A 13,959-nucleotide genomic window follows, 5' to 3' on the forward strand; every position below is an offset into this window, starting at 1 on the left:
GGGCGGGACGCGCCCGACCGGCCGCATCACCCTTTCGGATGGCCGGTGTCGGCCCGGTCGCGGCACACGACGGCGTCCACGCCCGGCGAGAACGATCATGTCGTCGGCCGGTCCGCCGTCGAAGCCCGCCGGCCGGGGTGGCAGCATGACCGCATGGACATCCGCCGCAGGAACAACGTGACCATCACCGGCCGAGACGACGCGCCGGTGCTGGTCCTGGCACACGGGTTCGGCTGCGACCAGAACATGTGGCGCCTGGTGGTGCCGGCTCTGGCGGAGCGGTACCGGGTGGTGCTGTTCGACTACGTGGGTTCCGGCGGGTCGGATCTGTCGGCCTGGAGCGAGGAGCGGTACTCCTCGCTGCACGGCTACGCCGCCGACGTCGTCGACGTGTGCGAGGAGCTGGACCTTCGGCGGGCGGTGTTCGTGGGGCACTCGGTCAGCTCCATGGTCGGGGTGCTGGCGGCGCGGGCCGCCCCGGAGCGGATCGGGGCGCTCGTGATGGTGACGCCCTCACCCCGCTACATCGACGACGACGGATACCGCGGCGGCTTCAGCACCGAGGACATCGACGAGCTGCTGGACTCCCTGGAGGCGAACTATCTGGGCTGGTCGTCCGCGATGGCCCCGGTGATCATGGGCAATCCGGAGCGTCCGGAGCTGGGCCAGGAGCTGACCAACAGCTTCTGCGCCACCGACCCCGACATCGCCCGGGTCTTCGCCCGTACGACCTTCCTGACCGACAGCCGCGAGGATCTCAAGGGCGTGACCGTACCGACCCTCGTACTGGAGTGCGAGCAGGACGCCATCGCGCCGCGCGAGGTCGGCGCCTTTGTGCACACGGCGATCCCCTCCTCCCGTCTGGTCACCCTCGACGCCACCGGACACTGTCCGCAGCTGAGCGCTCCGGAGGCCACCGCCCAGGCGATCCTCGACTTCCTGGAGTCCCCGCGGTGATGTGTCGTGCGAACGCCTCGGAGCCCGCCGGGACCGGGGACGAGGCGGGCACGGCCGCGGCGTTCACGGCGCTGCTGGAGGACAGTGCGGAGGACCTGTACGAGTCGGCACCCTGCGGCTATCTGTCCACGCTGATGGACGGCACCATCGCCAAGATCAACACCACGCTGCTGGACTGGCTCGGCCTGGAACGCGAGGCCGTGGTGGGCCACAAGCGCTTCACGGATCTGCTCACCGTCGGCGGGAAGCTGTACCACGAGACGCACTTCGCGCCGCTGCTGCGCATGCAGGGCGAGCTGCGCGGCATCGCCCTGGACCTGAGGCGCCAGGGCGGCGGCAGGCTGCCGGTGCTGGTCTCCGCCGTGGTCAAGTACGGCACCGAGGGCGAACCCCTGCTGATCCGGGTCACCGTCTTCGACGCCTCCGACCGCCGCTCCTACGAGACGGAACTCCTGCACCGCCGCAAGGAAGCCGAGCGGGCCCGTGCCGAGGCGGACGAGGCCCGGCGGCAGGCCGAGGCCGACCGGGCCCGGCTGGCCGACGCGCTGGCCGTGCTGCAGCGGTCCCTCGTACCGGACTCGCTGCCCGCCGTGCCGGGTCTCGAGACGGCCGTCCACTACCACACGGCCGCCCCGGACCAGCTCGGCGGCGACTTCTACGACCTGTTCCCCGTCGCCGGCGACCGGTGGGCGTTCTTCCTCGGCGACGTGTGCGGCAAGGGCCCCGAGGCCGCCTCCCTCACCTCGCTGACCCGCTACACCCTCCGGGCCGCCGCCCACCACGACCCGGATCCGGCCGCGGCCCTGGCCACGCTGAACGCCGTCCTGCACGAGCGGTACACGGCCGGCGGCGACCCGCGCTACTGCACCTGTGTCTTCGGGATCGTCGAACCCGGCGGGGACCACGGTCCGACGGTCGTGAGGCTCGCCTCCGGGGGCCACCCGCCGGCACTCGTCCTGCGGTCCGACGGCCGCGCCGAGTTCCTGCACACGCGCGGCGGGCTGCTCGTCGGCGTGCTGCCCGACGCACCGATCAGCACCGTGGAGACGGTCCTGGCCGCCGGCGACACGATCGTGCTGTACACCGACGGACTCACCGAGGCCCACACCGGCCCCGGCCGCGACGACCTGTACGGCGAGGACGCCCTGCTGGCCTTCGGCACCGACCTCGCTCCCGCCGCCCCGGGCGAGGTGATCACCGCACTCACCGGGCTGCTGGACGGCTTCGGCGACGGACTCAACGACGACACCGCCCTGCTCGCCCTCGGCGTCCCCGCCGACTCCTCCCTCATACGCCCCGCACCGGGTTTCCCCTCATGAAGACGCTGACCATCGATCACCGCGACACCGCGACCGGCCCCGTTCTGGACGTGGCCGGCGACCTGGACTACGCCCAGGCCCCCGAACTGCGCCGCCAGGTCGACCACGTGCCCCTGACCTCGGGACAGTGCCTGGTCCTCGACCTCTCCGGCCTCGCGTTCTGCGACTCCACCGGCATCACCGCCCTGCTCGCCGCCCGCCAGCACGCCCTGGCCGCCGAGGCCGACATCGTTCTGGCCGGCGTACCGGCGAACCTGCTGCGGGTCCTCACGCTCGTGGGTCTCGACCAGGTCTTCACCCTGCGCCAGGACAGCAGCCCCAGGTCATGACCCGCCCGGCAGGTCCGCGGCACCGGCCCTGACGAAGACCGGCTTGAGGTGCTTCTCGGGCAGCGCGGCCGGCAGGTCCTCCCAGTCGATGACGTGGGAGACCACCTTCTCGGGGGCGACCCTGCCGGAGGCGGCGAGGGCGAGGGCGTCCGGGATGTGCGCGCGTACGCTGTCGCGGGCGATGCGCAGGGTGACGCCGGTGAGGTACATGTCGAGCAGGGGCAGTTCGCCGGGGCGGAAGTGGTTGCCCGCGCTCTCGCAGATCCCTTCCGGTGTCAGGCACTTGAGGGCGAGGGCGAGCTGCTCGACACGGCCGGTGGCCTCCACCGCGATGTCGAAGCTCTGCGGGACCGGCTCCAGCTTCTCGGCGGTGGCGGCCCCGAACTCCCGTGCCATCTGGCGGTGCTCGGCGTCGGGATCGACGTAGAACACCTCGCAGGCGCCGAGCGCGCGGGCGATGTCGCACACGTAGAGGCCGATGCTGCCGCGGGCGACGACCAGGACCCGGGCTCCGGGACGGGCCTTGAGGTGGGGGGCGACCAGGCGCCAGGCCAGGGACCAGTTGTCGCTGGCGGAGGCCATGGCGACCGGGTCGAGGCCGGTGGGCAGCGGGACCAGCATGGCGTCGGCGTAGGGCACGCGGACCAGGTCGGAGAAGAGCCCGCCCCACCTGCCGCCGATCGGGGCGCCGTACATCGCCATGTACGGGACGGCGGTGCAGTGCGCGGTCAGCCCGGCCCGGCAGCGGTCGCAGGTACCGCAGTTGATGGACCAGGGGACGACGACCAGGTCACCGGGGGCCACGGCGGTGACGGCGTCGCCGGTTTCGACGACCCGGGCGACGCACTCGTGGCCGAGCGCGAAGGGCGGCTCCACGAAGCCGTGTCCGGCGAGGATCGAGGAGTCCACGTCACAGGGCGTGGCCGCCACCGGGGCGACGATCGCCTCCTGACCGGACTCGACCCGGGGGTCGGGCGCCTCGCGCCACTCGACGGTGCCCTTGGCGACATAGGTCAGTTCACGCATCGGTGCTCTGCCCCTTCGCCAGGGCGACCAGGTCGGCGTAGCGGATGACGGAGCCGCCCGCGCCCCAGGTGCCGTCGGGCTGCTCGTGCACCAGCACCCACACCCGCAGGGCGTCGTCCGGGGTGAGTCCGGCGGCGGCCAGGACGGTCCGCGTGGCCTCCTCGACCAGGCCGGCCTTGCGGCGCTCGGACAGGGCGCCCTGCGGGACGGTGACCTCCACCAGGAAGCGCGGCGCGTCGTCCTCGGCGGTGGTCTGGGCGCCTTCGGGCAGTTCGGCGAGGTAGCTCCACGCCTGGGCGCGGAAGAACGGCGTGTCGGGTGCGCCCTCCCAGCGCAGCAGTACGGCGGCGAGGTCGCGCTGGACGGACCGGCGGCCTTCCTCGGTCAGGGCGCCGGACGGGGCCGTGAGCCGGATCATCGGCATGGACATGCCTTTCTATGACAGTCGTTATAGGCGACGGTCACGCTAGACTATGACGACCGTTATAGCCAGTGGGATCGGAAGGGATCGCGTACGTGAGCAAGCACAGCCCGACGGCGCGCGAGCGGATCGTGGCCGGTGCGGCCGACATGATCAGCCGGCGCGGCCTCAACGCGACGAGCATCCGTGAGACGGCCAAGCACGCCAGGGCGCCGCTCGGCTCGACGTACCACTACTTCCCCGAGGGCAAGCAGCAGTTGGCGACCGAGGCCGTGCGCCACACGGGTGCGTGGGCCGCCCGCAGCCTGCGCAGGGAACTGGAGGCGGGCCCGGTCGCCGGACTGCGGGCCTTCCTCGCCCTGTGGCGCGAGATCGTCGTGGGCAGCGACTTCCGGGCGGGCTGTCCGGTCCTCGCCGTCTCCATCGAGGAGCCCCCCGCCGACGAGACGCCCACCGCCCTGACGGCCGCCGCCGATGTCTTCGAGGAATGGGAGGGCCTGCTGGCCGCCTCGCTGCGCGAGCACGGCGCCGAGTCCGAGCAGGCGGCACAGCTCGCGACCCTGATCGTCGCGGCGGTCGAGGGGACGGTGGCCATGTGCCGCGCCAAGCGCAGCACCCAGCCGCTGGATCACACCGCCGAGCAACTGCAGGCCCTGGTCCGCGCCGCGATCAGGGACTAGAACTGCGGTGGCCGCCGGGACCTGGAACATTGAGCACAGGGACGTTTCCAGAAGGAAGGGACCGGCCGGCCATGTCACTCGCTCGTGTGCACAACTTCTCCCTCTCCCTCGACGGCTTCGGCACCGGTGAGGGGTTGAGCCGTGACGCGCCGTTCGGCCATGCCGGCGAAAGACTGCACGAGTGGATGTTCGCCACTCGGTTCTGGCACGAGATGACCCGCCGGCCCGGCGGGACCGGCGGCCTCGACGACGCCTTCGCACGGCAGCACACGCCCGGGATCGGCGCCGAGATCATGGGCGCGGGGAAGTTCGGTTACCCCGGATGGCACAACGACCCGGAGTGGAAGGGATGGTGGGGGCCGAACCCGCCGTTCCACACACCGACCTTCGTCCTCACCCATCGCCCTCGCCCGTCGATCGAGATGGGGGGCGGCACGACGTTCCACTTCCTCGACACCTCGCCCGCCGAGGCGCTCGACGCGGCCCGCCAGGCGGCGGCCGGCCAGGACGTACGCATCGGCGGTGGCCCCACCGTGATCCGCGACTTCCTCGCCGCACGGCTCATCGACCACCTGCACGTCACGGTGGTCCCGATCCTGCTCGGCCGCGGCGTACGCCTCTGGGACGGACTGGAGGACCTGGAGAAGGACTACGAGGTCGAGGCCACGTCCTCGCCCGGCGGAGTCACGCATGTGACGTTCACCCGTACGGGCCTCTGACCTTCCGGGCACCGACCGGATCACGTTGCTCGCCCCTTGAACCGACCGAGTCGGGTTCCCGCGCCGCCCGCCGCGCCCCTTGGCGCTCCCCCGCGCACCACCGCCCGGCCGGAAAACGCTTGGACGGCGCGGTCGCCGTCGCGGGACACTGCCGGACTCGACCGAAATCCACACATTCGTTGCGGCGATGGCCCCTGCCCGCGTGAGCGCGTGGCGGGCTGCCGCAGGACGACACAGGGGTGGGATGGAAACGCCTGAATCTCGCAGGGTCCAGCCGGGCAAGCGCTCGGTCTTACTCGCACTTCGTTACTACGGACGGGAGCTGACGCGGCTGCGCCGGCTGACGGTGCCCGCGATGCTGCTCATGGCGCTGGGCAACATCGGAATCAACTACGTGGCGCCGCTGATCGTCGCCAAGCTCGTCGGCGACATCGCCGGTGACGAGGGCGTGACGGTCGACTCGGCGTTGCCGTACGTCCTCGGCTTCGCCGGTGTCCTGCTGCTCGCTGAGGCACTGTGGCGCGTCGCCCTGCACTGCCTCAACCGCCTCGACGCCCTCGGCATCGAGCATCTGTACGTGCTCGGGATGGACGAGCTGTTCGCCAAGGACGCCGCCTTCTTCCACGACAACTTCGCCGGTTCGCTGACCAAGCGGGTCCTGAGCTTCGCCTCGCGTTTCGAGCAGTTCGTGGACACGGTGACGTTCCAGATCGTGGGGAGCTTCGTGCCCCTGGCGTTCGGCGCGGTGGTGCTCTGGCGCTATGAACCGCTGCTCGTCGCCGGTCTGCTGGTGATGATCGCGCTGACGGCGGTGCTGGTCGCGCCGCTCATCCGGCGCCGCCAGCGGATCGTCGACCAGCGTGAGGAGGCGATCGCCCGGGTGTCGGGCCATGTCGCCGACAGCCTGATGAACATGGACACCGTACGGGCGTTCGCCGCCGAGAAGAGCGAGGCGGCCGAGCACCGCTCCCGGGTCGCGGTGTCGCGCCGGCTCACCGTGCGGGCGTGGGACTACAACAACCTGCGCATCGACACCCTGGTGGCGCCGATGTCCGTGCTCACCAACGCGATGGGCCTGCTGCTCGCGATCACCCTCGCGGGGGGCGCGCACGGCGTGGAGGCGATCGTGGTCGCGTTCGCCTACTACGGCAACGCGACCCGCATCATGTTCGAGTTCAATCAGATATACCGCCGGCTGGAGAGCTCGATGACGGAGGCCGCGCAGTTCACCGAGCTCCTGCTGACGCCGCCGACCGTGCTCGACCCGGCGTCGCCGGAGCCGCTGCTGTCCCGGGCGGCCGATGTCCGCTTCGAGAAGGTGACTTTCGCACACCGTGGCGGTCGACCACTGTTCGACGGGCTGGACCTGGCCGTGCCGAGCGGGGCGAAGCTCGGCCTGGTCGGCCGGTCCGGCGGCGGCAAGACCTCGCTCACCCGGCTGCTGTTGCGGATGACCGACATCGACGCGGGCCGCATCCTGATCGGCGGTCAGGACATCAGCCGGCTGCGCCAGGCCGATCTGCGCAGTCTGATCGCCTATGTGCCGCAGGACCCGGCGATGTTCCACCGCACCCTGCGGGACAACATCGCGTTCGCCCGGCCGGACGCCACCGACGCCGAGATCCGCCGGGCGGCCGAGGCGGCGCACGTCACCGAGTTCGCCGACGCCCTGCCCGACGGCTTCGACACCATGGTGGGCGAGCGCGGCATCAAGCTCTCCGGTGGTCAGCGCCAGCGCGTCGCCCTCGCCCGGGCGATCCTGCGTGACGCGCCGATCCTGCTGCTCGACGAGGCGACCAGCGCCCTGGACTCCGAGAGCGAGCTGCTCGTCCAGGAGGCGCTGTGGCGGCTCATGGACGGGCGGACGGCGCTCGTGGTGGCGCACCGGCTGAGCACGGTCGCCACCATGGACCAGCTCGTCGTCCTCGACCGCGGCCGGATCGTCGAACAGGGCACCCACCAGGAGTTGCTCGCGAGCGACGGCGCGTACGCGAAGTTGTGGCAGCACCAGTCGGGCGGCTTCCTGGACGACAACCCGGGGAAGGCGGAGGTGGTGTGAGAGCGGGTGCGGTTCGGAACTCCGACGACCCGGGTCAGCGGGGCGAGCGCCGGCCCGCCGGGGCCCGGGCCGTCAGGGCCTCCAGCAGGAGGTCCACCGCCTGTTCGAAGGAACTGTCCGCCATTCCCGGCAGTTGGGGGCGGACCGCGGTGAGGGACGGGTAGGTCTGCGGGTCCAGGTCCTGGTAGACGTCCCGCCAGGCCCGGTGGTCGGCCTCGCGCTGCTGTCGCGGGAGGGCGTGGAACGCCGCCTCCGCGGCGGCGTGGCTGAGCACGGTGTCGATGAAGGCCAGGTAGAGCCGGGCGGCGTCGGCCGGTGCGAAGCCCGCGTTCAGCAGGAGGCCGATCCCGGTGTCCACGGCGTGGATCTCGTTCCGGCGCCGGGTCACCCGGTGTGCGGCCATGGCGGCCGCCCGGGGATGGGCGAGGTATCCCGCACGGACCCTCGTCGCCATCTCACGGAGCGAGGCCACCCAGTCGTCGCCGGGGACGAAGCCGGCCATCGCGTCGCCGATGATCCGGTCGGCGATGGCCAGCACCAGGTCGTCGGTGCCGTGGAAGTAGCGGTACAGCGCGGTCGGGTCGCAGCCCAGTGCCGCGCCGAGCCGACGCACGCTCAGCGCCTCGGGGCCGTGCTCCCCGATCAGGCGCAGGGCGGTCTCGACGATCAGCTGCTCCGAGAGCACGACACCGGAACGGGTGGGCCGCCGACGCCGGCGCTCCTGCGGGACGCGGGTGGTCATGACCCGGACTCCTCTCGTCGCACGCGTGTGCAACGCAGTGAACGGCCCCGGCCCACCTTACGTCAACAGGGTTGACCCAATGTGGACGCCGGTTGTTCCATCGCATTCCCGCGCGGCTCTTCCCGACCCTCCCCCGAGGAGCCCTCCATGTCGTCCGCCCCTCCGAGTCCGACCACCACGCTGCGCCGATCCCTCGGTGTCGTCGACGGCGTCGCCATCGCCGCGTCCAGTACCGCGGCCACCACCAGCATCGCCATCGGCATGGGCACGATCGCGACGGTCGTGGGCCTCCAGGCCCCGGCGCTGCTGCTCCTGGCGTTCCTGCCGGTGCTCGGCATCGCCACCGCCTACGCCCGCCTCAACCGCTCCGAGCCCAACTGCGGCAACGGCTACACCTGGGTCGGCCGATCCCTCGGCCCCTGGCCCGGCTTCCTGACCGGCTGGGTGACGCTGGTCGGCTCGGTCATCTTCTGCGCCTACACCAGCGCGATCATGGGCTCGGTCGTCCTGCTCTTCGCCAACAAGGCCGGTCTGACCAGCCTCGCCGGCATCGCCCTCGATCCGACGTCCACCGGTGTCTGTACGGCGGTCGGCCTGGTGATCCTGCTCGCCCTCACGGCTCTGGCCGTCACCGGCGTCCGGGGCGCGACCCGGTTCCAGTTCGCCCTGCTGGTCTTCGAGTACGCGGTGCTGCTGGGCTTCTGCGGCTGGGCCCTCGTCACCGGCGACCACGCGTTCTCCCTCTCCTGGTTCAACCCCTTCGAGATCTCCAGCGGCACCAGCTTCGCCCAGGGCATGGTCCTCGCGGTGTTCTTCTTCTGGGGCTGGGACGCGGCCTTCAGCGTCACCGAGGAGACCAAGCGCCCGGACGACTCGGCCCGCGGCGGGCTCATCGCCCTCTTCGCCATGCTCGGCCTGTTCCTCTTCGCCTCGGTCGCCTTCCAGCGGGAGATGAGCCTGACGGAACTGGTCCGGAACGGTCCCCAGGCCCTGCCCTACCTCGGGGCGAAACTGGCCGCCGAACCCTGGGCCACCCTGCCCCTGGTCGCGCTGATGTTCTCCGCCGTGGCCTCCGTCCAGGCCACCCTGATCCCCACGGCACGCGGACTGCTCGCCATGGGCCGCGACCGCACCATGGGGCCGCTGTGGACCCGGATCCACCCGCGGTACGGCACGCCCGCCGTCGGTACGGCCGTCGTGATGTCCGTCGCCGCCGTGATCGCCCTGGCGGCCTTCGCGATCCCCAAACTGAGCGACATGCTGCTGGCCGCCGTCAACGCCATCGGGCTGATCGTCGCCCTCTACTACGGCCTCACCGCGCTCGCCTGCGCCGTGCGCTTCCGCTCCGCGAGGAACGAGGGACCGCGCGAGGCGCTGCTCGCCGTCGGTGTGCCCGCCGTGGCGGGGCTGGTGCTGCTGGGCCTCGGCGGCTACCTCGGATACTCGTACCTGACCATGAGCGATCACTTCGAACTGAGTCCGGACAACGGCTGGTTCATGTTCTCGCTGCCCGCCGTGATCGTGCTCGCCGGGCTGGGCATGGCGGCCGTGGCCAAGTACGTCCGGCGCTCGCCGTACTTCACGACGGGGCACGGCACCGACGCCGACGCCCTCACCCTCCCGATGGACCGCACGGCGGTCTGAGCCCACCCCCATGGAGTTCACCCTGATGTCGCACCCCCACGCCACGGGACCGGCCGACCTCGTCTTCACGGGCGGCCCCGTGCACACCGTCGATCCCGCCCGCAGCCGCGCCACCGCCGTGGCCGTGCGCGGCGGGCGGATCGCCGCCGTCGGCCACGACGAGGTGCGCGAGCTGATCGGGCCGCGCACCGAGGTCGTCGACCTCGCCGGAAAGCTGCTGCTGCCCGGCTTCCAGGACGCCCACGTCCATCCGCTGGGCGCGGGCATCGAACTCGGCCAGTGCCATCTCGGCGACACCGTCGACCCGGCCGAGTACCTGCGCAGGATCAGGGCGTACGCGGACGAGCACCCGGACGCCGAGTGGATCACCGGTGGCGGCTGGTCCCTGGAGGCGTTCCCCGGCGGCTCCCCCACCGCCGCCGCCCTCGACGCGATCGTCCCGGACCGCCCCGTCTTCCTGCCCAACCGCGACCACCACGGCGCCTGGGTCAACACCCGGGCCCTGGAGCGCGCGGGCATCGACGCCCGTACGCCCGACCCCGCCGACGGCCGTATCGAGCGCGACGCCGGGGGAAACCCCACCGGAATGCTCCAGGAGGGCGCGGTCCACCTGGTGGGCCGACTGCTGCCGGACCCCACGCCCGAGGAGAAGCTCGCCGCTCTGCTGTGCGCCCAGGCCGTGCTGCACTCCCACGGCGTCACCGCCTGGCAGGACGCCATCATCGGCACCTACGCCAACATGACCGACCCGGCGCCCGCCTACCAGGCGGCCCTGGACCGGGGCCTGCTCACCGCACGGGTGGTCGGCGCGCTGTGGTGGGACCGCGAGCGCGGTGCCGAGCAGATCGCCGAACTGGTGGCTTCCCGGGACGAGTTGAGCCGGGACCGGTTCCGCGCCGGCACGGTGAAGATCATGCAGGACGGCATCGCCGAGAACCACACCGCCGCGATGCTCGCCCCCTATCTGACCGGCTGCGGCTGCTCCTCGGACAACAGCGGGATCAGCTTCGTGGAGGCGGGCGAGCTCCGGAAGTACGTCACCGAGCTGGACGCGCTCGGCTTCCAGGTCCACTTCCACGCGCTCGGCGACCGCGCGGTGCGTGAGGCGCTCGACGCGGTGGAGGCAGCCCGGGCGGCCAACGGTCATCGCGACACGCGGCACCACCTCGCGCACCTCCAGGTCGTCCACCCCCACGACCTGTCGCGTTTCCGCACCCTGGGCGCGAGCGCCAACCTTCAGATGCTGTGGGCCGCGCACGAACCGCAGATGGACGAACTGACGCTGCCCTTCCTGGGCGCGGAGCGCGGCGCGTGGCAGTACCCGTTCGGTGATCTGCTGCGCGCCGGCGCGACCCTCGCCGCGGGCAGCGACTGGCCGGTCAGCAGCCCGGATCCGCTCCAGGCCATCCATGTCGCCGTCAACCGGATCTCGCCCGACGCACCCGGGGGCACCCCGGCCTTCCTGCCGGAGCAGCGCCTCGACCTGGGCACGGCCATCGCCGCCTACACGGCGGGCAGCGCCTATGTGAACCACCTCGACGACACCACCGGCAGCATCACCGCCGGGAAGTCGGCCGACCTCGTCGTCCTCGACCGCGATCCGTTCGCGGGCCCGCCCGAGGAGATCGCCGCGACCCGGGTCCTGGAGACCTTCGTCGAGGGCCGGCGGGTCCACACCGCCGGGTAAACGGCCTGGGCGCGGACCCGTAGGCGTGTTCCAATGCACCTGCGGGTTCCGCGTGAACCGGGAAGCGGGGGGACGAGACATGGTGGAGTCGCCGGGACGCGAGGCGCTGCGGTCCGTTCTCTGGCTGGTGATCGCTGTCGCGGCTCTCGCGTTCGGAGTGGCGTCGGCCCTCGAGATCCGGGGAGCGCTGGAGCGGGAGCGGGCGTTCCGTGCAGCGCCGGCCTGCGCTTCTGTTCCGGTACGGGCGTCGGGATGCGTGTGGGAGCAGGAGTTCACGGTCCGGGAGGCCGACACGAACCGTGGTGAGCGGAACGCGTCCCCGGAGGCGGAGCTGGTCCTGCCGTCCGGCAAGCCGTGGAGGGTGACGTTCCTGCGGGCCGATCCCGTGGTCTCCGAACTGGAGCCGGACGACAGGGTCGTCGGCCTGATCTGGCAGGGGCGGGTCGTCGAGGTGCGGGACTCCGACGGGCGGCGGCAGCAGACGTCCTCCGGGCCGGTGGGGTGGCCCGAGGACCGGCTGGGCGGCGCGCTGGCCTGTGTGTCGTTCGGCCTGGCGGCCCTCGTGGGAGGGCTGTGGCCGCTCCTCGCGCGGGGCGACCGGCGTCATGCGAGGGCGGGGACCGTGGTGCGGTGGCACGGCGTCGGCCTGGGCGCCACCGCGATTCTCACCCTCTGGGCCCAGTCGGCCAATGACTGGCCGATGTGGGCGATACCGGCGATCTGGGGGCCGCTCGCGCTGGTCGTGCTCGCCTCCGCGACGGCTTTCGCCATCGCCGCCGTACGCGGCGACCTGGACGACGCCGCGCCACGGGAAGCACAACCACAGACCACCTGAGGCCCGGCCACGTGCGCGTCAGGTCTGCCGGGCGTGCACCGGACTGTTGGCGACATCCTCCGGGCAGGTCCCGTGTCCCTGCCTGCTCCGCCGGTCACGCCGCCAGTCGAACGTCGCGAGGGCCAGGGCGGCCGCCATGCCGGCGAGTGCGGCGCCCAGCGCGATGACGAGGGCGCCCCGGTAGTCGTCGCTCCCGCCGAGCACCAGATAGAACAGGCCGGGCAGGGCGGCGGTGCCCACGGCGGCGCCGAGCCGCTGCCCGGTCTGCAGCGCGCCGCCCGCCGCACCCGCCATGCGCACGGGCACATCGCGCAGGGTCATGGTGATGTTCGGGGAGATCACGCAGCCGCTGCCGGCGCCGCCGAGGAACAGCGCCGGGGCGGCCACCCAGGGCGCGACGCCGACCGGTGCGAAGCGCAGCAGCAGCGCGGTGCCGCCCAGGCCGACGATCACCGCCGCGAGCCCGCCCACGGTGAGCATGCGCCCCAGCCGGTCCACCAGCCGCCCGGCGATCGCGGCCGCGCAGGCCGAGCCGAGGGCGAAGGGGGTCACCGCGAGGCCGGACCGGAGCGGGGAGAAGCCCAGACCGTCCTGGTAGAAGAGCGCGAAGACCAGCCAGACGCCGCTGAAGCCGACGAAGTAGAGCGTGCCGACGCCGGCACCGACGGCGTAGCCGCGCACGGTGGTGAACAGTCGCGGATCGAGCAGCGGCTGGGTACCACGCGCCACCAGGCGGCGCTGCCGTCGGGCGAAGGCGACCAGGAGCGCGGCACCGGCGGGGAACAGCCACCACAGCCGTCCGAAGCCGCCGGAGCCCGCCTGGACCAGCGGAAACATCAGCGCGAGGACGCCGAGGCCGAGGAGCAGGACCCCGGGCAGGTCCACATGGCCCCGGCCGGACCGCTGGGTGCGGGGCAGCAGGCGGCGGCCGAGCAGGACGGCCAGGATGCCGATGGGAACGTTGACGTAGAAGATCCACCGCCAGCCCTGGGCGCCGTCGGCCAGGGCGAGGATCATGCCGCCGGCGAGGGGGCCGACGGCGGAGGAGATGCCGACGGTGGCGCCGAAGAACCCGAAGGCGCGACCGCGTTCGGCGCCGCGGAACAGCTGCTGGATGAGCGCGGAGTTCTGGGGCGCCATGAAACCGGCGGCCAGTCCCTGGGCGAGCCGGGCCGCGATCAGCAGCGTGATGCTGGGGGCCGCCCCGCAGGCCGCGCTGAAGACCACGAAGCCGCCGAGGGCCAGCAGGAAGATGCGGCGGCGGTCCAGGGCGTCACCGAGGCGGCCCGCGGTGACGAGGGCGAGAGCGAAGGCGAGGGCGTATCCGGAGACCACCCACTGCACCTGCGCGGGTGAGGCGTGCAGGCCGCGCTGGACGGAGGGCAGGGCGACCACCACGATCGAGACGTCCAGCAGGCTCATGAAGCCGGCCACCAGCGTGACCCACAGGGCCCGCCACCGGCGCGGGTCCGGCTCGTACCCGGCAGCCTCCTGTGCCGACGCTGTCACCTGGGCTCCTCTCACCGGGGCCCCACCTTCAC

At 72.3% G+C, this 13,959-nt stretch carries 13 protein-coding genes; 9 read left to right on the plus strand and 4 right to left on the minus strand.

What is annotated here, in order from left to right; genetic code table 11:
• Positions 1-153: 153 nt before the first annotated feature.
• The 3 genes from ACZ6I3_RS13440 to ACZ6I3_RS13450 are packed head-to-tail and all read left to right on the plus strand — an operon-like array spanning position 154 to position 2,605.
• A complete protein-coding gene (locus tag ACZ6I3_RS13440) occupies positions 154-957 on the plus strand; it encodes an alpha/beta fold hydrolase (RefSeq protein ID WP_469414336.1) in 804 nt (267 codons plus the stop codon).
• A complete protein-coding gene (locus tag ACZ6I3_RS13445) occupies positions 957-2,276 on the plus strand; it encodes a PP2C family protein-serine/threonine phosphatase (RefSeq protein ID WP_469414337.1) in 1,320 nt (439 codons plus the stop codon). Before ACZ6I3_RS13440 ends, ACZ6I3_RS13445 begins: the two co-directional genes overlap by 1 nt.
• The gene (locus tag ACZ6I3_RS13450; RefSeq protein WP_469414339.1) at positions 2,273-2,605 is read left to right on the plus strand and encodes an STAS domain-containing protein; all 333 of its coding nucleotides are present in this window, start codon (positions 2,273-2,275) and stop codon (positions 2,603-2,605) included. Before ACZ6I3_RS13445 ends, ACZ6I3_RS13450 begins: the two co-directional genes overlap by 4 nt.
• Here ACZ6I3_RS13450 and ACZ6I3_RS13455 read toward each other — a convergent pair.
• On the minus strand, positions 2,600-3,631 hold the full coding sequence (locus ACZ6I3_RS13455; RefSeq protein WP_469414341.1) for a zinc-dependent alcohol dehydrogenase: 1,032 nt from the start codon (positions 3,629-3,631) through the stop codon (positions 2,600-2,602). The genes ACZ6I3_RS13450 and ACZ6I3_RS13455 overlap by 6 nt on opposite strands.
• On the minus strand, positions 3,624-4,055 hold the full coding sequence (locus tag ACZ6I3_RS13460; RefSeq protein WP_469414563.1) for a tautomerase family protein: 432 nt from the start codon (positions 4,053-4,055) through the stop codon (positions 3,624-3,626). Before ACZ6I3_RS13460 ends, ACZ6I3_RS13455 begins: the two co-directional genes overlap by 8 nt.
• Positions 4,056-4,147: 92 nt before the next feature.
• Between ACZ6I3_RS13460 and ACZ6I3_RS13465 the strand changes: the two genes are divergently transcribed.
• The 3 genes from ACZ6I3_RS13465 to ACZ6I3_RS13475 all read left to right on the plus strand — a co-directional run bounded on the left by ACZ6I3_RS13465 (position 4,148) and on the right by ACZ6I3_RS13475 (position 7,510).
• Positions 4,148-4,732: a TetR/AcrR family transcriptional regulator gene (locus ACZ6I3_RS13465; protein ID WP_469414343.1), complete on the plus strand. Its 585-nt coding sequence runs from the start codon at positions 4,148-4,150 to the stop codon at positions 4,730-4,732.
• Positions 4,733-4,803: 71 nt separating this feature from the next.
• Entirely contained in the window at positions 4,804-5,451 is a 648-nt protein-coding gene (locus ACZ6I3_RS13470; RefSeq protein ID WP_469414344.1) for a dihydrofolate reductase family protein, read from the plus strand.
• Between the two features lie 244 nt (positions 5,452-5,695).
• On the plus strand, positions 5,696-7,510 hold the full coding sequence (locus ACZ6I3_RS13475; RefSeq protein WP_469414346.1) for an ABC transporter ATP-binding protein: 1,815 nt from the start codon (positions 5,696-5,698) through the stop codon (positions 7,508-7,510).
• Positions 7,511-7,544: 34 nt separating this feature from the next.
• Here the strand turns inward: ACZ6I3_RS13475 and ACZ6I3_RS13480 are convergent, their stop codons facing one another.
• Entirely contained in the window at positions 7,545-8,252 is a 708-nt protein-coding gene (locus ACZ6I3_RS13480; protein ID WP_469414347.1) for a TetR/AcrR family transcriptional regulator, read from the minus strand.
• Positions 8,253-8,399: 147 nt separating this feature from the next.
• Here ACZ6I3_RS13480 and ACZ6I3_RS13485 point away from each other — a divergent pair, with 147 nt between their 5' ends.
• The 3 genes from ACZ6I3_RS13485 to ACZ6I3_RS13495 all read left to right on the plus strand — a co-directional run bounded on the left by ACZ6I3_RS13485 (position 8,400) and on the right by ACZ6I3_RS13495 (position 12,418).
• Positions 8,400-9,896 (plus strand): APC family permease, encoded by a 1,497-nt coding sequence (locus tag ACZ6I3_RS13485; protein WP_469414349.1) that lies wholly within the window; start codon positions 8,400-8,402, stop codon positions 9,894-9,896.
• Between the two features lie 25 nt (positions 9,897-9,921).
• Entirely contained in the window at positions 9,922-11,583 is a 1,662-nt protein-coding gene (locus tag ACZ6I3_RS13490) for an amidohydrolase (protein ID WP_469414350.1), read from the plus strand.
• A gap of 79 nt (positions 11,584-11,662) precedes the next feature.
• Positions 11,663-12,418: a hypothetical protein gene (locus ACZ6I3_RS13495; RefSeq protein ID WP_469414351.1), complete on the plus strand. Its 756-nt coding sequence runs from the start codon at positions 11,663-11,665 to the stop codon at positions 12,416-12,418.
• 18 nt (positions 12,419-12,436) lie between these two features.
• Here the strand turns inward: ACZ6I3_RS13495 and ACZ6I3_RS13500 are convergent, their stop codons facing one another.
• The gene (locus tag ACZ6I3_RS13500) at positions 12,437-13,927 is read right to left on the minus strand and encodes an MFS transporter (RefSeq protein WP_469414352.1); all 1,491 of its coding nucleotides are present in this window, start codon (positions 13,925-13,927) and stop codon (positions 12,437-12,439) included.
• Positions 13,928-13,959: the final 32 nt, after the last annotated feature.

This window comes from Streptomyces sp. NPDC041940 (assembly GCF_055589465.1).

Coding starts and splice junctions, on each gene's coding strand:
- ACZ6I3_RS13450 (WP_469414339.1), top strand. CDS start 2,273: ATGAAGACGCTGACCATCGATCACCGCGACACCGCGACCGGCCCCGTT.
- ACZ6I3_RS13440 (WP_469414336.1), top strand. CDS start 154: ATGGACATCCGCCGCAGGAACAACGTGACCATCACCGGCCGAGACGAC.
- ACZ6I3_RS13455 (WP_469414341.1), bottom strand. CDS start 3,631: ATGCGTGAACTGACCTATGTCGCCAAGGGCACCGTCGAGTGGCGCGAG.
- ACZ6I3_RS13470 (WP_469414344.1), top strand. CDS start 4,804: ATGTCACTCGCTCGTGTGCACAACTTCTCCCTCTCCCTCGACGGCTTC.
- ACZ6I3_RS13480 (WP_469414347.1), bottom strand. CDS start 8,252: ATGACCACCCGCGTCCCGCAGGAGCGCCGGCGTCGGCGGCCCACCCGT.
- ACZ6I3_RS13495 (WP_469414351.1), top strand. CDS start 11,663: ATGGTGGAGTCGCCGGGACGCGAGGCGCTGCGGTCCGTTCTCTGGCTG.
- ACZ6I3_RS13490 (WP_469414350.1), top strand. CDS start 9,922: ATGTCGCACCCCCACGCCACGGGACCGGCCGACCTCGTCTTCACGGGC.
- ACZ6I3_RS13485 (WP_469414349.1), top strand. CDS start 8,400: ATGTCGTCCGCCCCTCCGAGTCCGACCACCACGCTGCGCCGATCCCTC.
- ACZ6I3_RS13460 (WP_469414563.1), bottom strand. CDS start 4,055: ATGCCGATGATCCGGCTCACGGCCCCGTCCGGCGCCCTGACCGAGGAA.
- ACZ6I3_RS13445 (WP_469414337.1), top strand. CDS start 957: ATGTGTCGTGCGAACGCCTCGGAGCCCGCCGGGACCGGGGACGAGGCG.
- ACZ6I3_RS13475 (WP_469414346.1), top strand. CDS start 5,696: ATGGAAACGCCTGAATCTCGCAGGGTCCAGCCGGGCAAGCGCTCGGTC.